This is a genomic window from Deferrisoma camini S3R1, assembly GCF_000526155.1.
GTDB classification, from domain to species: domain Bacteria; phylum Desulfobacterota; class Deferrisomatia; order Deferrisomatales; family Deferrisomataceae; genus Deferrisoma; species Deferrisoma camini.
Map to the genome: position 1 here is coordinate 599,713 of NZ_JAFN01000001.1, position 20,354 is coordinate 620,066.

Annotated in this window: 15 protein-coding genes; 13 read left to right on the plus strand and 2 right to left on the minus strand. The window is 73.5% G+C overall.

The window, feature by feature from the left end; translation table 11 throughout:
• Window position 1: 1 nt before the first annotated feature.
• A complete protein-coding gene (gene phaE / locus DEFCA_RS0102555; protein ID WP_025321476.1) occupies window positions 2-1,207 on the minus strand; it encodes a class III poly(R)-hydroxyalkanoic acid synthase subunit PhaE in 1,206 nt (401 codons plus the stop codon).
• 100 nt (window positions 1,208-1,307) lie between these two features.
• Window positions 1,308-1,772: a hypothetical protein gene (locus DEFCA_RS0102560; RefSeq protein WP_025321477.1), complete on the minus strand. Its 465-nt coding sequence runs from the start codon at window positions 1,770-1,772 to the stop codon at window positions 1,308-1,310.
• Window positions 1,773-2,487: 715 nt separating this feature from the next.
• Between DEFCA_RS0102560 and miaB the strand changes: the two genes are divergently transcribed.
• The 13 genes from miaB to DEFCA_RS23950 all read left to right on the plus strand — a co-directional run bounded on the left by miaB (window position 2,488) and on the right by DEFCA_RS23950 (window position 20,298).
• Window positions 2,488-3,867, plus strand: a complete 1,380-nt coding sequence (gene miaB, locus DEFCA_RS0102565) for a tRNA (N6-isopentenyl adenosine(37)-C2)-methylthiotransferase MiaB (RefSeq protein ID WP_025321478.1) — start codon at window positions 2,488-2,490, stop codon at window positions 3,865-3,867.
• The gene (locus DEFCA_RS0102570; protein ID WP_025321479.1) at window positions 3,852-4,355 is read left to right on the plus strand and encodes a bifunctional nuclease family protein; all 504 of its coding nucleotides are present in this window, start codon (window positions 3,852-3,854) and stop codon (window positions 4,353-4,355) included. The genes miaB and DEFCA_RS0102570 overlap by 16 nt, the downstream gene beginning before the upstream one ends.
• Window positions 4,356-4,374: 19 nt before the next feature.
• Complete coding sequence (locus DEFCA_RS0102575; RefSeq protein WP_051463179.1) at window positions 4,375-5,367, plus strand: methyltransferase domain-containing protein; 993 nt, start codon at window positions 4,375-4,377, stop codon at window positions 5,365-5,367.
• Window positions 5,368-5,374: 7 nt separating this feature from the next.
• Window positions 5,375-6,139, plus strand: a complete 765-nt coding sequence (locus tag DEFCA_RS20170; protein WP_051463180.1) for an energy-coupling factor transporter transmembrane component T family protein — start codon at window positions 5,375-5,377, stop codon at window positions 6,137-6,139.
• Window positions 6,136-6,909 (plus strand): tRNA pseudouridine(38-40) synthase TruA, encoded by a 774-nt coding sequence (truA, locus tag DEFCA_RS0102585; protein ID WP_035803152.1) that lies wholly within the window; start codon window positions 6,136-6,138, stop codon window positions 6,907-6,909. The genes DEFCA_RS20170 and truA overlap by 4 nt, the downstream gene beginning before the upstream one ends.
• A complete protein-coding gene (locus DEFCA_RS0102590) occupies window positions 6,906-9,863 on the plus strand; it encodes a DUF4175 family protein (RefSeq protein WP_025321480.1) in 2,958 nt (985 codons plus the stop codon). Before truA ends, DEFCA_RS0102590 begins: the two co-directional genes overlap by 4 nt.
• Window positions 9,864-9,971: 108 nt before the next feature.
• The gene (locus tag DEFCA_RS0102595) at window positions 9,972-11,573 is read left to right on the plus strand and encodes a peptidase MA family metallohydrolase (RefSeq protein ID WP_169709410.1); all 1,602 of its coding nucleotides are present in this window, start codon (window positions 9,972-9,974) and stop codon (window positions 11,571-11,573) included.
• Between the two features lie 549 nt (window positions 11,574-12,122).
• Window positions 12,123-13,133, plus strand: coding sequence for an AAA family ATPase (locus DEFCA_RS0102600; protein ID WP_025321482.1), 1,011 nt, complete (start codon window positions 12,123-12,125; stop codon window positions 13,131-13,133).
• Complete coding sequence (locus DEFCA_RS0102605; protein ID WP_025321483.1) at window positions 13,126-14,040, plus strand: DUF58 domain-containing protein; 915 nt, start codon at window positions 13,126-13,128, stop codon at window positions 14,038-14,040. Before DEFCA_RS0102600 ends, DEFCA_RS0102605 begins: the two co-directional genes overlap by 8 nt.
• Window positions 14,028-16,049 carry a vWA domain-containing protein gene (locus tag DEFCA_RS0102610; protein ID WP_025321484.1) on the plus strand — a complete coding sequence of 674 codons (2,022 nt, stop codon included), beginning with the start codon at window positions 14,028-14,030 and terminating at the stop codon, window positions 16,047-16,049. Before DEFCA_RS0102605 ends, DEFCA_RS0102610 begins: the two co-directional genes overlap by 13 nt.
• Window positions 16,039-16,806, plus strand: a complete 768-nt coding sequence (locus DEFCA_RS0102615) for a DUF4159 domain-containing protein (RefSeq protein ID WP_025321485.1) — start codon at window positions 16,039-16,041, stop codon at window positions 16,804-16,806. Before DEFCA_RS0102610 ends, DEFCA_RS0102615 begins: the two co-directional genes overlap by 11 nt.
• A complete protein-coding gene (locus tag DEFCA_RS23945) occupies window positions 16,803-19,010 on the plus strand; it encodes a hypothetical protein (RefSeq protein WP_025321486.1) in 2,208 nt (735 codons plus the stop codon). The genes DEFCA_RS0102615 and DEFCA_RS23945 overlap by 4 nt, the downstream gene beginning before the upstream one ends.
• Window positions 19,011-19,257: 247 nt before the next feature.
• Complete coding sequence (locus tag DEFCA_RS23950) at window positions 19,258-20,298, plus strand: DUF7309 domain-containing protein (RefSeq protein WP_169709411.1); 1,041 nt, start codon at window positions 19,258-19,260, stop codon at window positions 20,296-20,298.
• Window positions 20,299-20,354: the final 56 nt, after the last annotated feature.

Here is a 20,354-nt window from a genome sequence, read left to right on the forward strand (position 1 = left end):
CTCACCCCTCCTGTTCGGGCCCGGCGTCCGCCGGGGTGGTGGGCTCGGTCTGCGCCTCGTTCGAGGTGGTCTTGGCCGCCGCGGCCTTGGCCCGGCCCCGGCGGGACCGGCCGCCGGCCGCCGGCTTCTTCGGTGCGGCCTCTCGGGCCTCGTGGGCCTCACGGAGCGCGTCGAGCTCGCGTCGCAGGGCCTTCACCTGCCGCCGAAGCTCGTGCATGTGCCGGTAGGCGTCGTCGAGCTCGGTGCGGGTCGGCAGGTGCATGGCCCGGGCGAACTCCTCCACGACCTGGCGCTCGTGCACCCGGTAGTGCATGGCCGCGTTCACGAACCGGCCCTGGATCTCGGCGAAGGACTCGGTGCTGGCCACCTCGAAGTAGGCCTTCTCGGCGCACGAGACCCACAGGTCGAACAGCTGGCGGGCGCTGGTGATCGGCTTACCCTTCTCGGCCCGCTCGACCAGCTCCCGCAGCAGGGTCTCCATGGCCCGGACCCCCGCGTTGGTGACCTCGGCCTGGAACTCGGCCTGGGCCTTCTGCACGTCCACCCAGGTCTCGTAGGCCCGGGTCACCTTCTCCTGGAACTCTCGGGTGTAGCCGATGGCCGGCGCGGCCAGGAACCGGCCCAGGGTGGACTCGTAGGTGTCCCAGAACACGTTCATCATCTTGAGCACGGCTCGCCGGTCGCCGGCCATGGCCTCGCCCAAGTGGCCCCCCGCCTCCCGCGTGGACTCCATCCATGGAGCCATCATCTTCTGGGTCTCTGAGGCCCACAGGCGCCACAGCTCGGGCAGCTCCTCGGCTACGGCCGCGGTTCCCTGGGCCGTGGGGAACCACCGAAGCGGGTTCTCCTCCAGGTCCTTCTTGATCTGGTCCACGTACCTCCGCAGGAGGTCGACCCAGTCCTCCCCGGCCTCGATCTGGGGAGCCAGGCTCTGGAGCATCTGGGACACGAACGCCACGAACCGAAAGAACACCTCCTCCCCGGCGAACAGCGACCGCACCACCTGGGGAGGCAGCCCGGGCCGGCCCCGGGCCCACGCCTCGAGGGACCGGGCCATCTGCCGGCGCCAGCCCTCCATCCACTGGGACCAGGGGCCGTCTCCGGTGCCGCCGGTCTCTCCCCCGGCGGGCATCCACCGTTCCCACCAGGTGCGTTGCAGGTCGGTCCACGCCTTGGTCGCCTGCTGCATCTGCTCGTTCCAGTTCATCGCAAGACCCTCCTTTCGGCTCGGGCCGGAGTAACTTCGGTCCACGATTGCCGGTCTTCGGTCCACGGTCGATCGGTCGAAAAGCCCAAACCCACCGCGGTTACTTAGGCTTGTCGCCGGGGCCGGTCTTCGCGGGGTCGAGCCAGGCGCGGGCCCACTCCATCTGGGCCTGGAGCGTCTTCTCCGTGAGCTCGGCCCACCGGTCCAGGGCGGCTCCCGCCTCGGCAGGCCCCCCCTGCTCCCTGAGAAGGGTCCGCAGGTGCCGGACCGTGTCCTCCGCCTCCTCGAGGCGGGCCTTGAGCTCCTCGTAGCGCCGGGCGAGCTCCGCGTACCGGTACCGGGGTACCACCCCCAGCATGTCCCACCAGGCCTCCAGCACGTTTCGGAGGCTCTGGGGATCGGTCCGGCCGGCCCCTTCGGGCATCCACAACTGGGCCCACCGGGTCAGATCCTCGGGCGCGGGGGGCTTGGCCCCCAGGGACTCCATCGCCTTGCGGAACGACTCGGTGCCCTCCAGGGCGTCGGCGGCGAACCGGAGCCACTGCCGCATCAGATCGGTTTGCACGGGATGACCTCCTCTCGCGGGCCGCGGGGACTCGGCCGTTGGGCGGTGTGGGCTGGGGGGCCGGCATCGGGCGGATGTCGGCCCGGGCGGATGAGATCACCTGAATAATCGCGCTGCTGCAGCGCGTCAACGGAACGGCAGGATAAACTCTTCTACCCGAACGGGTATTTCCCGGATCCGCCGGCCGGGAACGGGTGCCGGCCGCAGGGGCCGCCGGGGTTTCCGGCCCGCGGCCGGCGTGATAGTCTGAAAGTTCCCAGGGACCGGGGGCGGGCATGGGGTTCAGGAGACAGATTTCAGCGGACAGAAGACAGGTGTTCAAAAATGCTCCCCCGACTGCCGGGGTGGTCCCTCTCTGTCCACTGGCATCTGAATTCTGGCACCTGATACGGCCGCGCCCGGCTCTCCGGCAGACCCCATGCCCCCCGGGCTTTGACCGCCGGGTCGAAAGCCAGTTGGAAGCGGACAGAAGACAGGGAATCCCGAAAAGCAGCTTGGGTCCCCGGGGGATCCTCTCGGAGCACCGAAGAGCCTTTTCCCCGTCCACCGACTTCTGGATGCTGGCCTCTGAAACCTATGCTCCCCGAGACTGTGAGGTGGCGCCAAAGAGGCGGGGCCATGCTTGGAACACTCTGGAATCAAGGTAGGTTTTCATGCGTCCTAGCGTCCTAGCCTCCCAGCGTCCTAGCGGAAGTTACTCATTGCAGGTACCAATATGGATTCCTTGCGGTTCTACGTTCAGACGTTTGGATGCCAGATGAACGACCACGACTCGGGGGTGCTGGCCCGCCTGCTGGAGGAGGCCGGTCACCTGGAGGTGGCCCGGCCGGACGAAGCGGACCTGATCGTGGTGAACACCTGCGCCATCCGGGAGAAGGCCGAGCAGAAGCTGTTCTCCCAGCTGGGGCGATACCGCTTGCTCAAGGACCGGCGCCCCGATCTGACGATCGCGGTGGGTGGATGCGTGGCCCAGGATGCGGGCCGCCGCCTGTTCCGTCGGGCCCCCTACGTGGACCTGGTGTTCGGCACCCACGCCCTCCAGGACGTGCCGGACCTGGTGGCCCGGGTTCGGCGCACCGGCCGACGGATCGCGGCCACCCCCGAGGAGCAGGACCCCGAGCGGCTCGAGGCGTTCTACGCCCACCACCGTGCCCGGGCGGTCACGGCCTACGTGACCGTGATGCAGGGGTGCGACAACTACTGCGCCTACTGCATCGTTCCCTACGTCCGGGGCCGGGAGCTGTCGCGGCCCGCCGACGAGGTGGTGGCCGAGGTGGAGCGGCTGGTGGCGCAGGGCGTGGCCGAGGTGTCCCTGTTGGGGCAGAACGTGAACTCCTACGGCCTCAAGCCCCGGGGAGAGACCGACTTCCCGGCGCTGGTGCGGCGGCTCGCCCGCATTCCGGGGCTCCTTCGGATCCGCTTCACCACGAGCCATCCCAAGGACCTGTCCGACGATCTGATTCGCTGCTTCGGCGAGGTGCCCGCGCTGATGCCCCACATCCACCTGCCCCTCCAGTCCGGGTCGGACCGGGTGCTGGAGGCCATGCGGCGGAGATACACGGTGGGCCGGTACCTCTCGCTGGTGGAGCGCCTGCGGCAGGCCCGGCCCGAGATCGCGATCACCTCGGACATGATCGTGGGGTTCCCGGGGGAGACCGAGGAGGACTTCCGGGCCACGCTCGAGGTGATGGAGCGGGTGCGGTTCGACGGGCTGTTCAGCTTCAAGTTCTCTCCGCGGCCGGGCACCCTGGCGGCCCGCCTGCCAGAGCCCGTGCCGGAGCCGGTGAAGGAGGAGCGGCTGGCGCGGCTGCAGGCCCTGCAGCAGGCCCACACCCTCGAGCGCAACCAGGCCTTGGTGGGGGTGGTCCGGCCGGTGCTGGTGGAGGGTCCCAGCAAGGCCGGAGGGGGCCAGGTGAGCGGCCGAACGCCGGAGAACAAGATCGTGAACTTTCCGGGCGACCCGGCGTGGGTCGGCCGGGAGGTGGACGTTCGGATCACGGCGGCGGCCGTGAACTCCCTTCGGGGAGAGGTCCCGGCCGCCCCGAGCGTCGGGCCGGACCATCGGCCGGGAGGCGTGGCGTGTACGTTCAGATGAAGATCGAGGCCGTGGCCCTGGACCCCCGGTCCAAGGGGCCGGTGGTACTCCTCAAGGACACCGAGGGCCGGTACACGCTGCCGATCTGGATCGGCGTGCCCGAGGCGGCGGCCATCGCGTACGCGATGGAGGGGGTGCGGCCCCCGAGGCCCATGACCCACGACCTGCTGCGCATGGTGCTGGAGGAGGTGGGGGCCTCGGTGCACCGGGTGGACATCGACAGCCTCGAGGACAACGTGTTCCACGCCAAGATCCACCTGGAGCTCCCGGGCGGGGTCAAACGTCTGATCGACAGCCGGCCCTCGGACGCCATGGCCTTGGCGCTTCGCACGGGTGCCGCGATCTTTGCCGAGGAGTCCGTGCTCAAGCGGGCTGCGGCCGTGGAGGTGAAGGAGCCGGGCGGCGGGGCCGGCGAGGGGGACGACGACCCTTGGAAGGAGTTCCTGGAGAGCCTCGACCCCGAGGCCTTTGGCAAGTACAAGATGTGACCGTCGAGGGAGGTCCGTTATGTGTGCGAGCGAAGCCTCTCCCTGGCTACCCCGGGAGCGGTTCGGAAACGCCCTGACCCTCTCTTCGGCCGACACCGGACCCGAGCCGCCGGTGCGGCTGCGGCAGATCATGGCCCGGCTGCCCCGGGAGGTGGTGGAGCGGTTCACCGGGTGTGGGTCGCCGATCCCCGAGGCCATCGAGGGGCGCAGGGTGTTGGACCTGGGGTGTGGCACCGGCCGGGACGTGTTCCTGTGCGCGGCCCTGGCCGGCCCCACGGGCTTCGTGATGGGCCTGGACCGGGATCCGGACAACCTGGAGGTGGGGCGGCGCAACGTGGAGGCGGCCATGCGGGCCTTCGGCCACCCGGAGCCGAACGTGGCCTTCCGCCAGGGCAACATCGAGAACTTGGAGGCGGCCGGGGTGGAGGACGAGGGGTTCGACGTGGTGATCTCGAACCGGGCCCTCAACCTGGTGCGGCCGACCCTGCAGGTGCTCCGGGAGGTGTACCGGGTGCTCAAGCCCGGCGGGGAGTTCTACTTCGCCGACGTATACACCGACCGGCGGCTGCCCGAGGAGGTGGCCTCTGACCCGGAGGTGGTGCACGAGCACCTGGGCGGGGCCGCCTACGTGGGGGACTTCGTGCGCACGGCCCGCCGGGCCGGGTTCGTGGACCCCCGCATCGTCGGGCGCCATCCCCTGCGGCTGGCAGACCCCCACCTGGAGTCCCGGCTGGGGGGGGTGGGGTTCTGGGCGGTGACCTTCCGGCTGTTCAAGGTGCTCGACCTGGAGGACGGGGAGGAGGACTACGGCCAGGCCGCCCGGTACCAAGGAACCATCCCCGGCTGCGCCCACCACTTCGCGCTGGACGCCGAGAACCGGTTCGAGGCCGGCCGGGTCGTGCCGGTGGGGGGGAACACGGCCCGGATCCTGCTCCAGTCCCGGTTTGCCCCCCACTTCGACCTGATGGGTGACTTCTCCCGTCATTACGGGCCGTTCGGGGCCCGCCGGTAGCCCGGCCGTGGGGCCGCTCTCCGGGGCGCGGCCGCGCCCCTCGGCCCTGGTCCAGGCGGATCCCCGGGCCAAGCTGGCCGCCTGCACGGGCGTGCTGGCCGGGGCGCTGGGGGCCGGATCGGCCGGGCTGGCCCTGGCGGCGGCGGTGGTGACCGTCGGGTGGTACGGCGCCCGGTTGGGGGTGCGGCCGCTCGTGCGGGGGGTGCGGCCGGTGGGGGGGCTTCTGGCGTTCACCCTGCTGTTCCATCTGTTCGCCACCCCCGGCATGCCCCTGCCCGGAACCCGGTGGCTGCCGGTGCCGCCCACCGTCGAGGGTCTGGTCGCCGGCCTGGGGGTGTGCGCCCGGCTGGGCCTGGCCGTGGTGGCGGCCCGGCTCCTCACCGCGGTCACCCCGCCCCGGGATCTGGTGGACGCCCTCCTGTGGGTTCTCTCGCCGCTGGAACGATGGGGTCTGCCCATGGCCGAGGCGGGCCTGAGCCTGTTGGTGGCGCTTCGGGCCGCACCGCTGGTGCTGTCGGAGGCCCGGGCGCTCGCGGCCGCGGTGTCGGCGCGGTGCCCGACCGGCCGGACCCGCCTGTGGCTCCTGTGCCACGGCACCGAGGCGTTGACGAGGCGGGTGCTCACCCGGGCCCGGTGGACCGCCCGGGCCCTGGCGAGCCGGGGGTGGACCCCGGGCCGGATCGGGTCCGACCGTCGGGTCCGTCGGAGGGGGGTGGACGCGGTTCTCTGGGGCCTGGGGGGAAGCCTGTTCGTGATGGGGATCGTGTGGTGAGCGGGTCGGAGCGAAACATCGCCCTGGTTCTCGAGTACGACGGCACCGGGTACGGCGGCTGGCAGGTGCAGCCCAACGCGCCGTCGATCCAGGCCGAGGTGGAGTCGGCCCTGGAGACGCTGCTGAAGAGCCGGGTCCGGGTCACCGCCTCGGGCCGAACCGATGCCGGGGTGCACGCCCTGGGCCAGGTGGTCCACTTCCGGACCCGGGGCCGCATCCCCCTGAAGGGGCTGTTCCACGGCCTGAACAGCCTCTTGCCCCCGGCCGTTGCGGTGCGCCGGGTCCACGAGATGCCCCCGGAGTTCGACGCCCGCCGCAGCGCCCGGGAGAAGACCTACCGGTACCGGATCCACCGGGCCGCCGCTCCGTCCGCCTTCGCCAGACCCTTCAGCTGGCGCCTCACGGGGCCGCTGGACCTGACCGCCATGGCCGAGGCCGGGCGGCGGCTCGTGGGAACCCACGACTTTGCCGCCTTTCGGGCTGCGGGGTGCGGAGCCGTCACCACGGTGCGAACGGTCACGGCCGTGGACCTGATCCGGCGAGGGGAGTTCCTGGAGATCGAGGTCACGGGGAACGGGTTCTTGCGTCACATGGTCCGGATCATGGTGGGAACGCTGGTGGAGGTGGGCCGGGGCCGGATGACGGTGGGGGACGTCGCCGATCTGCTGGCCCGGCCGGACCGGGAGCGGGCCGGGCCCACCGCGCCGGCCCGGGGCCTGGTGCTCGTGGGCGTGCGCTACGGCACGAGCCCCTTGGGGTCGTTTCCGTGAACCCGGCGACCCAGGTGCTGACCCGGATCGCCCGGGTGCAGGCCCGGAGCCGCAGGGTGGCCGCGGTGCGGGCCGGGGCCGCGTTCCTGGTCGGGGCGGGCTCGATGGTGCTCGCGTCCGTGGCGGTGCTGGCCTGGGCTCCGGCCGAGGCCGGTCCCGGGATCGCGGCCGTGTTCCTGGCCGGTGCGATCGTGACGGGCGTGGGGGCGGCACGCCGGGCGTGGCTGGCCGCCCGGCCGATCGGTTCGCCCCAGGAGGCGGCCGAGGCGATCTCCGTTCTGTGCCCGGACCGGAGGCGGGACCTGGAGGCCGCGGCCGATCTCGCCCGGTGGGGCCCCGAGGGGGCCCGGGCCCGGGGGGCGAGCCCCGAGCTGGTGGAGGCGGCGGTGCGGGCCGGGGCCGAGGCCCTGGGGGGCGTGGCTCCGGAGAGGGTGGTGCCCTCGGGCCCTGCCCGGCGGGCGGCGGGATGGGGGGTGGCCGTGGCTGTGGCCGCGGTACTGGCCCTGGTCGGGGGGCCGGAGCGCGCCCGCACCGGTTGGGCCCGACTCGTGAGCGGAGGGGAGCCGGCCCCGGTGTCCGTCGGGAACCTGGTGCTCGAGCTGTTCCCCCCGGGGTACACCGGGCTCGCCCCCCAGCGGATCGAGGGGTCGGACGGCTCGTTCGAGGCCTACCCCGGCACCCGCGTCGTGCTCTCGGGCCGGCTGTCCCGGTCCGTGGGCTCGGGGCTGTGGGAGGGGCCGGCCGGCGAGACGGCGGCCCTGGATCTGGCGGGCCGGGGGTTCCGGGTGTCGTGGCTGGTCTCCAAGGCCGGCGGCTACCGGTTGCGGTTTTGGGATGGCAAGCGGGAGGTCCCCTCGGACTTTGGGACGGGGTCGGTCGCGCTCCGACGGGACCGGCCGCCCGTGGTGGAGCTGGTGGAGCCCGAAGGCGATCTGGAGCGGTTCCGGGACCAGGAGATCCGGGTTCGGTTCCGCGCCCGGGACGACTTCCGGGTGGAGTCGGCCGAGGTGGTCCTGCAGGGGGATGCGGAGGTGCGGGTGCCGGTTCGGCTCCGGCCGGGTCCGTCGGTGGAGGGCGAGGCTCGGATCCTTCCCCTGGCTCACCCCGAGCTCGGTGCCGGCGCCCATCTGCGGGTGGAGGCCCGGGACGGGGACACGGTCTCCGGCCCCAAGGTCGGGTTGAGCCGGTCGGTGTACGTGTCGTTCCTCGACGCTCGCAAGCTTCGGGGCGACATCGAGAACCTGGAGGAGCGGCTCCTGGACGGGGTGCTGGACGTCCTGGCCGACCTGCTCGAGGCCGCGCCGGACGCCGACCCCACCCCGGTCCGGGAGAAGGCCCGGGCCCTGCTCACCCTGCTGGACGAGCTGGCCGAGCGGGTGCGGCTGGCCGCGGAGGACGGGGCGGCCGGGGCGGTGGCCGTCCTCGGGGTGGAGGCCGGGCTGCGGACGGCCCTGGGGCCGTTCGCGGCCGGGGGCCCGGGGGGGGAGGCCCTGGTGGAGGAGCTGGAGCGGGACGCCCTGTTCCTGGACCGGCTCCTCCGGGACCTGCGCATGGAGGAGGCCCTGGGGCTGGGGGACGAGATCGCGGCCCTTCAACGCAGCCTGTTCGACGACCTCCAGCGGGGGGCCGACCCCAAGGACCTGGTCGAGCGGGTGGAGCAGATCCAGGACCTGCTGGCCCGGATGGCCCAGCAGCTCGGCCGCAGCGCCCGGGAGATGCCCGATGCCTTCGCCAACGCGGACGCCGTGGCGAACATGCCCCGCAGCGAGCTGGAGGAGCAGCTCCAACAGCTTCGGGCCGCCCTGGCCGCCGGCGATCAGGAGCGGGCCCGGGCCCTGGCCGCCCAGATCCTCGAGACCCTGAGCCGTTGGCTCTCGGCCCTGGAGGAGGCGGCCCAGGGCGCGGCCCGGCAGGAGGTGGATCCGGTGCTGGCCGAGCTTGGAGAGGCCGAGGCCGAGCTGGGAGAGCTGGCTGCGGACCAGGAAAAGCTGCTGGGCCAGACCCGGGACGTGGGTCGGAAGGTATCGGCCCGGGCCTGGGAGGAGTTCCAACGGTCCGCACGCGAAGGGTTCCTGGCCCGCCAGGAGGAGCGCCTCCGAAGGGTGGAGCAGGCCGCCCGCCAGATGGCCCGCGAAGCCCCCCGGACCGGGCTCCACGGCGCGGCCTCCCCGGGGATGAGCCCCCTGGACCTGTTCGAGAAGGAACGGGCCGTGACCGGCGCCGCGAGGGAGCTGCGTCAGGCCCTGGCAGAGGACTGGGCCTCGGCCAGGACCGCCCTCGAGGCCCTGGAGGCGGCCGTGGAGGACCTGCGGCGGGGAGTGGAGCAGGGGGTGGACCCCGACTCCCCGGCCCGGCCGCGGATCGGCCGGTCGGCGGACACGGCCCGGGAGAACCTGGAGGCGATCCGGCGCGACCTGGACGCCATCGCCCAGGAGCGGCTGCGGTCGGTGAGCCCGGAGGAGGCGGCCCGCCTGGCCGAGGCGGCCCGGCGGCAGGCCGAGCTCCGGAACCGGGCCGGGGACCTGGCCCAACGCCTGGAGGAGCTGGGCCGCCAGACCCCGTTCCTCGGCCCGGAGGCTGCCGAGCGGGTTCGTTCGGCGGGCGATCGCATGGGTCGGGCCGGAGGCCGGCTGGGCCAGGGGGACCCGTTCGGCGCGGTGCCGCCCCAGGTGGGGGCCCTGGAGGACCTCGCCGGCGCGGCCCAGCGGCTGCGGCAGGCCCGCCAGCGCCTGGAGCAGGCCGGGCAGGGGGGCGGCATGGCCCTGCTGCGCCGGCCCGGGGGCCGCGGCATGGGACGGGACGTGGACCGGGGGCCGGTGGAGATCCCCCGGGACACCCAGGCCCAGGAGCTTCGGGCGTTCCGCCAGGAGGTGCTGCGGGCCATGCGGGAGGGCCGGCCGCCCCCGGGGTACGAGGAGGCCGTGGAGCGCTACTACGAGCGCCTGATCCGGTGAGGCACGGGGAACGGGCCGAACGGCCCTAGAGAATCGAGGGCCCACATGATCCTCCGTTCGTTTGGGTCGGCATCGCACAGGGCGGCGAAGGGGGGCTGGCCGGCGGTCGTGGCCGCACTGCTCCTGGGTGCCCTGTGGGTCGGGGCGGCGCGGGGCGCCGAGGTGTACGGCGTGTCGGCCCGAGACCTGGGGCTGTACCTCGGCAGCAACCTCCTGGCCTCCTGGAGGGTGGCCGAGGCCCGGCAGTGGGTGGACCGCCTGGCCGCCGAGCGGCCCGACGACCCGCAGGTGCGGGCGCTGGAGGCCCGCGTGCTGTTCTTCGAGGGGCGTTACGCCGAGGCACGGGACCTGCTGGAGGAGGTGGGGGCCGAGGGGCCGTTCCGGGACCTGGTGGAGACCACCTGGGCCCGGACCCGGTCCATGCGGGCCCGGGCCGGCGGGGGGTTCCGGGTGTTTTGGGACGATCCCAAGGACGAGATCCTGGTGGACCCGGCCCTGGAGGGCCTGGCCCGGGCCCGGGAGGCCGTGGCCGAGCGGCTGGGGTTCGATCCGGCCGGGGAGGAGGTGCGGGTGGAGATCTACCCCACCGCGGCCGCGTTCACCGACGTGTCCACCCTGACCCGGAAGGAGGTGGAGACCTCGGGCACCATCGGGCTGTGCAAGTTCAACCGGATCATGATCACGAGCCCCCGGGCGACCCTGTGGGGATACCGGTGGCGCGACACCCTGTGCCACGAGTACGTGCACCTGGCCGTGTACCGGTTGAGCCGGGGCCAGGCGCCCATCTGGGTCCACGAAGGGGTGGCCAAGTACCTGGAGGGGGCGTGGCGGGGGGAGGCGGGGGAGGTCGGGCCCGCGGGCCGGGCGCTGCTGGCGCGGCGCATGCGGGAGGGGACGCTGATCTCGCTGGAGGAGATGAGCCCCTCCGTGGCGAAGCTGCCCTCGGCCGAGGACACGGCCCTGGCCTTCGCCGAGGTGGGCACCATGATGGCGTTCCTGGTGCAGCAGCGGGGGCCGGACGCCCTGCAGCGCCTGGTGGAGGGCATCGGGGACGGGCTGGGGGACCGGGAGGCCCTCGCGGCCGTGTGGGGCGGGCCGTTCGACGCCTTCGACCGGGCCTGGCGGGAGTGGGTGGAGGCGCAGGGGTTCTCGGAGGACCCGGTGGAGGTGCTTGGGCTGCACCTGGCGGATCGGGGGGGCGAGGGGGAGGAGCCCTCGGACGCTCCCGATCCCCAGGCCCGGGACTACCTGCGGCTGGGCGACCTGCTCCGGGGCAAGGGGCGGATGGCGGCGGCCGCGGTGGAGTACGAGAAGGCCTACGCGTCCGCGCCCCGGGCCCCTGGCGTGGCGTCGCGCCACGTGCTGGGGCTCTTGACCCGGGGCCGGTTCGACGAGGCCGTGTCCGTGGCGGACCAGGCCCTGCGCCTCTACCCGGACCTGGCGGTCCTGTGGTACCGAAAGGCCCTGGCCCTGTGGGAGCTGGACCGGCCCGGCGAGGCCCTGGACGCCCTGGACGAGGTGCTGGAGATCAACCCCTTCCACCTGCCCACCCGCCGGCTGAGGGCCCAGGTGCTCGATCGGCTCGGGCGGCCCGACGCGGCCCGGGCCGAGGCCGAGGTGGTGGCGCTGCTGGAAGGGGGCCCCGCCGAGCCACGGCCGCACGGCCGAGTGACCCGGCGCTCCACGAGGCCCCTGCGGGGCAGAGACTAGAGACCAGAAACTAGAGACTAGAATCTTAGGGATCTCGTCCCGTTCGTTCGATGGGCAAGCTCTCCAGCAGACCCCATGCCCCCCGACTCCGATGTCGAGACGAGCTTTCGACCGACGACGAACGGCTGACGACCAACGACCGAAGTTACATGGAAGCCCCCTTCGGCCCCTTCGGGGCCCTACAACGGGAAAGGTAACTTTCGTTGGCCCGGGTCCATTGCCGGCGGCGGGGCAGGGGGCCTGCTTCCGGCCGCGCGCGAAGCCAGGCATTGCGATTCGCCGCGCAGGCACGGGGCACGGGCGGTGGTTTCATGACCGTTCGGCGGGGCACGAACAGGACTCATGATACGAGCGTAGGAGGCGCTGCGCGGCGAGCTGAGGAGCCACACGCGGCTCTCCAGCAGGCCCCCTGCCCCCCGAGGCCTTGGCGGCGGTTCGGGGAAGCGGCCTGGGCGCCTAGCTGCCTAGCCGCCCAGCGGGCCGAAGGCCCCCGACCGACGACCGTTGACCGTAGACCGAAGTTACTAGAAAACGGGAGGATCGTGGCCGATGCATACCCAGCCCGCCCCTGTGGAGGGGAGTGACATTCAGTGGGTCGCCGAGGCGGCCCGGGCGCGGGACGCCGTGCGCTCCGAGATCGCCAAGGTCATCGTGGGCCAGCGGGAGGTGGTGGACCTGCTGCTGGTGAGCCTGTTCAGCCAGGGGCACGGTCTGTTCATCGGGGTGCCCGGGCTGGCCAAGACCCTGCTGGTCCACACCCTGGCCGACACCCTGGCCCTGGAGTTCAAGCGGGTCCAGTTCACACCCGACCTGATGCCCAGCGACATCACGGGCACCGAGGTGCTGGAGGAGGACCGGTCCACCGGGAGGCGGGAGTTTCGGTTCCTGCCGGGCCCGGTGTTCACGCACATCCTGCTGGCCGACGAGATCAACCGGGCCTCCCCCAAGACCCAGGCGGCCCTGCTCCAGGCCATGCAGGAGGGCAAGGTCACGGTGGCCGGCCAGGACCACCCCTTGCCCCGGCCGTTCCTGGTGTACGCCACCCAGAACCCGGTGGAGCAGGAGGGCACCTATCCCCTCCCCGAGGCCCAGCTCGACCGGTTCCTGTTCTCCATCGAGGTGGATTATCCCGACGCGGACGAGGAGGTGGAGGTGGTCCGCCGCACCACGGCCGGGCCTCCCGAGCCGGTGGCCAAGGTGCTGACCCCCGAGCAGATCGCCCGCCTCCAGGACCTGGTTCCCCGGATCCCCGTGCCCGACGTTACCCTGGCCTATGCGGTCCGGCTCGTGCGGGCCACGAGGCCGGGCCCCGAGGCCCCCCGGGCGGTCAACGAGTTCGTGGCCTGGGGGGCCGGCCCACGGGCGGCCCAGCACCTGATCTCGGGGGCCAAGGCCCGGGCCATGCTCGACGGCCGGTTCGCGGCCGGGCCCGACGACGTCACCGCCCTGGTGGGGCCCGTGCTCAAGCACCGGATCGTGACCAACTTCCGGGCCGAGGCCCAGGGCGTGGGCGTGACGGAGATCCTGGACGAGGTGGTGAGGTTCGTCCCCCGTGCTTGACCGGGCCGACCTGTACGACGCCGGTCTGGTGGCCCGGTTGAGCCGGTGGGGGGTGCCGGGGCCGCCCAGCCCCTACCCCCAGCGGGGGGTGCACCGGAGCTCCCGCCGAGGGGTGAGCCTGGAGTTCTCGGAGCACACCGAGTACGCGGCCGGCGACGACCTGCGCCACCTGGACTGGCGGGTGTACGCGAAGACCGACCGGTTCTACGTCAAGCGTTACGAGGACGAGCGCCTCCAACGGGCGGTCTTGGTGGTGGACGCGAGCGGGTCCATGGCCTACGGGGCCGAGGCGGGGGAGGTGCGGGGAACCAAGTACCACACGGCCGCCCGCTGGGCCGTGGCCGTGGCCGCCTGCCTGCTGCGGCAGGGGGACACGGTGGGGCTGGTGCTGATGGGGGGGCAGGGAGCCCCGCCGGCCCTCTCGCCCCGGGGCGGCATCGCCCACCTCTCGGCCCTGATCGAGGCCCTGGCCGGCACCCGTCCCCACGGCCGGGCCGGGTTGGGCGGGGTGTGCTCCGCCCTGGCCGACCGGCTCGGCCGATCGGCCGCGGTGTTCGTGTTCTCCGATCTCCTGGACCCTGAGGACGAGGACCTCGAGCCCCTGCGCCTGCTGCGGGCCCGGGGCCTTGCGCCCCGCGTGGTCCACCTCCTCCATCCGGACGAGCTGGATCTCCCCTTCGAGGACCCCACCCGGTTCCGGGACCTGGAGGGCCCGGCCGAGCGGGTCCTGGATCCGTTGGCGGTGCGGCGGGCCTACCGGGAGGAGATCCGGTCGTTCCTGGACCGGGTGTCCCGAAAGGCCCTGGCCCAGGGGGTGCCGTACGCCTTCGTCCCCACCCACGGGGACCCGGCCCCGGCCCTGGCCGGGCTGGTCCGAACGGCGAGGAGGGGCGGTTGGACTTCCTGAGACCGTGGTTCCTGTGGGGGCTCGCGGCCGCGGCGCTGCCGGTGCTCCTGCACCTGCTGGGCCGGCGGAGGGTGCGCACCGTGCCCGTGGGCACCCTCCGGTTCCTTGAACGGGCGGCGGCCCGGGCCCAGGCCCGTTGGAGGATTCGGCGGTGGCTGCTGCTGCTCGCCCGGATGCTCGCCCTCGCCAGCCTGACCCTCCTCTACGCGGGACCGGGGTGCACCACCGGAGGCGACGGCCGGGGGCCGTCGGGGTGGGTCCTGGTCCTCGACACCTCCCCCAGCATGGCCGCGGTACGGGACGGTCGTTCGGCCCTGGACCGGGCGCGGCAGGCCCTGCTGGCCGTGGTGGACCGGGCCGGGCCCCAGGATCGGTTCTGGTTCCTCGGCACCTCGGCCCGGGACGAGATCCAGGGCCCCATGGATCCGGCCGGGGCCCGCCAGGCCCTGGAGGCGGCCCGGGTGCGGGCCGGTGCCCACGACCTGGGTCGGGCCCTCGCGGCGGCCCGGGCCGCGGCCGGGGGCGATCAGGGGGCCGTGATCGTGGTGGCCTCGGACCTCCAGGCCCGGGCCTGGCCCCGACAGCCGGTGCGGTGGGACGGGCCTCGGGTTCCGATGTTCCTGGTGGACTGCGGATGGCCCGACCCCGTGAACGTGTGGATCGGCCGGGTGGCCGAGACCCCGGAGGGGCTGGACGTGGGGGTGGGACGGGTGGGCACCGATGCCACGGTCACCCTTCGGCTGGTCGAGCCGAGTCGGCCGGCCCGCAAGGCGTTCGTGGAGCCCGGCCGGGCCGGGGCCCGGTTCTCCCGCGAGGCCCGGCCGGGCGTTGTGGAGCTGACGGTGGCGCCGGGGGGCGAGCTGGCGTGGGACGACCGGCTCCGGCTGCCCTCGCGCCGGAGCGGAACGCCCCGGGTGCTCCTGGTCAACGGCGACCCCCAGGGGTTCGAGCTGCGCGACGAGCTCCTGTTCGTACGCAAGGCCCTCGCGCCCGACGGCGCGCTGGCCGGCCGGTTTCGGGTGAGCGAGGTGCGGCAGTCCGACCTGCGGCCCGGCGACCTGGAGGGGGTGGAGGTGATCCTGGCCGCGAACCCCCGGCCGTTCTCCGAGGACCTCGTCCGGGCCCTGGCGGAGCGGGTGGCCGGCGGCGCCACCCTGGTGGTGTCCGCGGGGTCCCACCTCGTGCCGGGCACGGACTTCGGCCCGCTGTTGCCGGCCCCGCTCCGCGACCGGGTGGAGGTTCCGGCCGAGGACCCCTCGCGGCCGCCCTACGAGACCCTGGATCCGGCCGGGTTCGGGGGGTTCATGGACGTGTTCCAGGATCCCGGCCGGGGTGATCTGGCGGCCACCAAGGTCCGTCGTTACTGGGTCCTGGACATCCGGTCCGCCGACGGGGTGCGGGTGCTGGCCCGGCTGTCGGGAGGGGCGCCGGTGATGCTGGAGCGCCGCCGGGGCCGCGGCCGCCTGATCTTCGTGGGCACCACCCTGGACCGAGACGGGGCGGACCTGTGCCTCCAGGCCGGGTTCGTTCCGTGGTTGGAACGGCTGGTCCTCTACGGCGCGGGTCGGCTGCGGCCCCGGGTGCCCCCGGTGGTGCAAGCCGGGGTTCCCCTGGACCTGCCCTATCCGGGCACGGTCACCATCGAGGGTCCGGACGGGTTCCGGGTGCTGTGGGCCCCGGGAGACCCCGCCCCGGTGCCCGAGGCGGTGGGGCTGTATCGGGTGGTAACCCAGGCCGGGACCGAGGACCGGTTCTTCGCCCGCATCGATCCTGCCGAGTCGGACCTGGCCCGGCTGGAGCCGGCCGAGGCGGCCCGGCGCCTGGGAGAGGGTACCGTGTGGGTGCGGCCCGGCCGGGGACTGCCGCTGACCGGCCGGGGGCTGCCCGGCCGGGTCGACGCCTCGGCCTGGGCCGCCGGGGTCGTGCTGGGGGCGCTGCTGGCCGAGGCCCTGCTCTCCGGTCGGTGGCGGGGCTGGGCGGGCCGGAGGAGGGTGGATCGTGGCGCGTGACCCGGGCCTGTGGACCCGCCGGCGGTTCCTTGCCGCGCTGGGGGCGGCGGCGCTGGGGCCCGGTCTGGCCCGGGGATACGGGCTCCGGTCCTACTTCACCTGGACCCAGCTGCGGTACCCGGGGGCCTGGGACCCCAACCCCCGGGCGGCCGGCCGGTTTCTGCGGGAGCTCGCCCGACGCACCAGCGTGGAGCCCGCGGGTCGCCGGCGGGTGCTCGACCCGGGTGACCCGGCGCTGTTCGAACTGCCGTTCCTGTACGTGGCGGGCCGGTTCGGGCCGCCGGAGCTCGGCCCGGCCGGCGAGGAAGCCTTGGCCCGCTACCTGGAGCACGGGGGGTTCGTGCTGTTCGACGACGCCACCGGGGTGGCGGACTCGGGGTTTGCCGAAGGGGTGGAGGATCTGCTCGGTCGGGTGATGCCGGGCCGCCCCCTGACCCCCCTGCCGGCCGACCACACGGTGTACCAGAGCTTCTACCTCCTGTCCGGAGCGCCGGGGCGGGTCTTGGTAAGGCCGTTTCTTTATGGTGTGGATCGTGAAGACCTGACCCCGGCCGTGCTCAGCGTGAACGACCTGTCCGGCGCCTGGGATGCGGACCCCGTGGCCGGGTTCACCCACCCCTGTGTGCCCGGCGGGGAGCGTCAGCGGGAGCTGGCGTTCCGGCTGGGGGTGAACCTGGTGCTCTACGCGCTCACCGGCAACTACAAGAAGGACCAGGTCCACATCCCCTTCATCCTGAAGCGGAGGCAGCGAAGGTGAGCCCGGCCGCCGGATGGGTGTGGAAGGCGGCCTCGGCCGGCTGGCTCCTGGCGCTGGCAGTGGTCGCGGCCGCCGCGCTGGCGGCCTGGGTGACCACCTCGGGCAGGGCCCGGGGATGGAGGCGCTGGGTGCTCGTGGCCGTCCGGCTGGCGGCCCTGGCCGCGGTGGCGCTGGCGGTGCTGCGGCCCGCCCGGGAGGTGGCCCTGACCCGGGTCCGGCCCGTGCCGCTGGCCGTGGTGGTGGACACGTCGAGGAGCATGACCCTGGGCAAGGAGCCGCCGGCCGAGGGGGTACGGGCCTGGGTCGGTCGGTGGGAAGGCCGGCTGGAGGCCTTGGGTCGGGCCTACCACGTTCGGTTCTTCGGGCTGGGGGATCCGCCGCCCGTCCTGTCGCCGGGCGAGGTGCGTTTCGGCCGGGACACCACTCCCCTGGGTCGCACGTTGGAGGCCGTGGCCCGGGCCTCCAAGGACACGGCGGCCGTGATCCTGCTCTCGGACGGCCGGGACACCGAGCGGCCGGGCCGGGTGCCCAACGGGCTGCCGTTCCCGGTGTACCCGGTGGTACCGGCGGGCACCGCGGCGGCCGACCTCTGGGTGGACGCCGTGGACGTGCCGCCGGTGGCGTTCATCCGCACGCCCACCGAGGTGCGGGTCCGGCTGGTGGCCCAGGGCATCCCGGACGGGCCGGTGACGGTGACCCTGAGTGAGAACGGCTCGCCCCTGGCGGCGGAGCAGGTCCGGCTGGAGTCCGGGGCGGCAGAGGTCGTCCTCTCGTTCACCCCCCGTCGCACGGGCCGGAGGGCCTACCGGGTGGACGTGTCTGCCGTGGCAGGGGAGGAGACCGTCCGGAACAACCGGGCGTTCTTCCGCCTGAACGTGATCCGCGACAAGACCCGGGTGCTCCTGGTGGCGGGAACCCCCACCTGGGACGTGCGGTTCCTCCGCCGCCGGCTCCGCCAGGATCCGGGGGTGGACCTGATCACCTTCCTGATCCTGCGGACGCCCCGGGACCTGGCCCTGGTTCCCCAGGAGGAGCTGAGCCTGATTCCGTTTCCCACCCGGGAGCTGTTCGGCCAGGAGCTGCCCAGCTTCGACGCCGTGATCTTCGCCAACTTCGACTACGCCCCCTACGTGCCCCGCCGGTACCTGGAGAACCTGGTCCGCTACGTCCGAGACGACGGGGGCGGCTTCGCCATGCTGGGGGGGGACCGGTCCTTCGGCCTGGGAGGGTACCGGGGCAGCCCCCTGGAGGCGATCCTGCCCGTGGACCTGTCGGGCATGGTGCCGGGCCAGGCATTCCTTCCGGGCCGGTTCCGACCCCGCCTCACCCCGGCCGGCGAGGCCCACCCCCTGATGCGTTGGAGCCCCGACCCGGCCGAGAACCGCCGGCTGTGGGAGAGCCTGCCGCCGCTGGAGGGCATGAACTGGGTGCTCCGGCCCCGTCCGGGGGCCGTGGTCCTGGCCGAGAACCCGGAGCGACGCAACGAGTACGGCCCGTTGCCCCTGGTGGTGGCGGCCGAGGTGGGGGCGGGTCGGGTGCTCACGATCGGCACCGACAGCCTGTGGCGCTGGACCCTGCCCCGGGTGGGGGCCGGGGAGGACGAGGGCGCATACCGGGACTTCTGGACCCGGGCCCTGCGGTGGCTCGTGCACGACCCGGACACCGAGCTGGTGCGCCTGGCCCTGCCTGCCGGGCCGGTGCGGGCCGGCGCGGCCCTGGAGCTGAAGGCCCGGGTGCTGGATCCGTCGTACCGACCGGCCACCGGCGCCGAGGTGTCGGGCCGGCTGAGGGACGAGGCCGGTGCGGAGCTGCCCCTCTCGTGGGCCGAGACGGCTCCGGGCGAGTACGCGGCCCGGCCGGTGGTGCCGCCGCGCTCAGGGGTGTGGACGGCCGAGGTCGAGGCCCGGCTGGGCGGTGCGGTCCTGGGCCGGGACCGGCTCGGCATCCCCGTGGAGGAGCCGAGCTCCGAGCCCCTGCGGGTGGGGGTGGACCGGGCGTACCTGGAGGCCCTGGCCCGGGCCACCGGGGGGCGGGTCGTCGATCCCCGGGACGACGGGGTGTTCCGTGACCTGGAGGACCAGGCCCGGCGCCGCACCGAGGTGGTGGGCCGCCGGGTGGACGAGGTCTGGGCCCGGTGGCCCCTGTGGGCCCTGACCGTGGCGCTCATGGTCCTGGACTGGGGGCTGCGGCGGCTGTGGACCTGAACCTGGTTTCGCCGGACGGGCATCGATATGATTCCCGAACCCCCGGGCCCCTGCGGGGGAGAAACCGGAAACTAGAGACTAGAGACTAGAATTTGGGGGGCCTGGCCCGTTAGCCGAAGTCAGACCCCATGCCCCCGAGCCGGGATGCCGTGACGCAGCTAGGGGGATGGAAGATGTTTCTGGCCTCCCAGCTCCCTCGCATCCTAGCGGGCCGAAGGCCCGAGGTGACTCAACGCGGGTGAGATCCATGGCAGAACGACGCGACGACGATGTGTGGGTCCGGCTGATCCGGGCTGCGGTCCGGATCAAGGAGCTGGCCCCCTGGCGGTGGATGGACGAGGCCCAGGTGTTCGGGGTGGTGGACCCCGAGACGGGCGAGCACGGGTACGTGAGCGTGATGGGGACCCAGGGGCAGCACCTGGCCGTGGCGGTGTACCGGGGGCCGGTGGGGCTGTTGGGGTTTTCGCGCATGCAGGCCGGGGAGCTGGAGGAGCGGCCCGAGCTCTTTTTCGAGATCCCCCAGCTCCAGGTGTCGTTCGAGGATCGGAGCATCCTGAGCCGGCAGGACTGGGAGCTGCTGAGGCACAGGGGGTTCCGCTTTCGGGGCCGTCAGGCCTGGCCCCTGTTCCGGGCCTACCGGCCGGGGTGGGAGCCGTGCCTCCCCGACGAGGCCGAGGCCCGGTTCCTGGCCCTGGCGGTCGAGCAGCTGTTCGACGTGGCCACGCGGCTCGAGCAGGATCCCACCATCCTGTTCGGTCCCGCGCCCGACGCCCTGCTGCACCGGGTGGCCCGGGGGCGGGGGGGTGCGTGGCGGTGGTCCGATCGGTACATGCCTCCGCCCGAGTTCCCGGACACCCGCATCCCCATCGCCATCGAGGGGAGCCTGGTGGAGCACGTGGAGGGGCTTCCGGTGGGCATCGGATGCGTGGAGGTGGAGGCAGGGCTGGCCCCCCTGCCGGTGGGGCCCCGGCGGGGCGAACGGTTCTTCCCCGTGATGCTCCTGGTGGCCGACGAGCGCACCGGCGCCGTGGTCCACATGGAGACCCTGGAGCCCATGGAGCCCTACGAGTACACCTTTGGCGAGATCCCCCAGGCCCTCCTCGAGGGGTTCGCCCGGGCAGGCCAGCGGCCCCGGGCCGTGCGGGTGAGGCCCGGGCTGGTGGCCGGCGTGTTGAAGGCGGTGGAGCAGGGCATCCCCTGGCTGCGGGTCGAGGTGGTGCCGGCCGTGCCGGCGGCCCAGGCGGCGAGGGAGTCGCTGTTGGCGTTCCTGGAGGAGGAGCGGCGGTGAAGGGTTGTCCCGGCCGGGCCGGGCCGGGCCGGCCGCCGGGCCTTGGTCCGCGGGGT

Coding starts and splice junctions, on each gene's coding strand:
- phaE (WP_025321476.1), bottom strand. CDS start 1,207: ATGAACTGGAACGAGCAGATGCAGCAGGCGACCAAGGCGTGGACCGAC.
- miaB (WP_025321478.1), top strand. CDS start 2,488: ATGGATTCCTTGCGGTTCTACGTTCAGACGTTTGGATGCCAGATGAAC.
- DEFCA_RS0102575 (WP_051463179.1), top strand. CDS start 4,375: ATGTGTGCGAGCGAAGCCTCTCCCTGGCTACCCCGGGAGCGGTTCGGA.
- DEFCA_RS0102600 (WP_025321482.1), top strand. CDS start 12,123: ATGCATACCCAGCCCGCCCCTGTGGAGGGGAGTGACATTCAGTGGGTC.
- DEFCA_RS23950 (WP_169709411.1), top strand. CDS start 19,258: ATGGCAGAACGACGCGACGACGATGTGTGGGTCCGGCTGATCCGGGCT.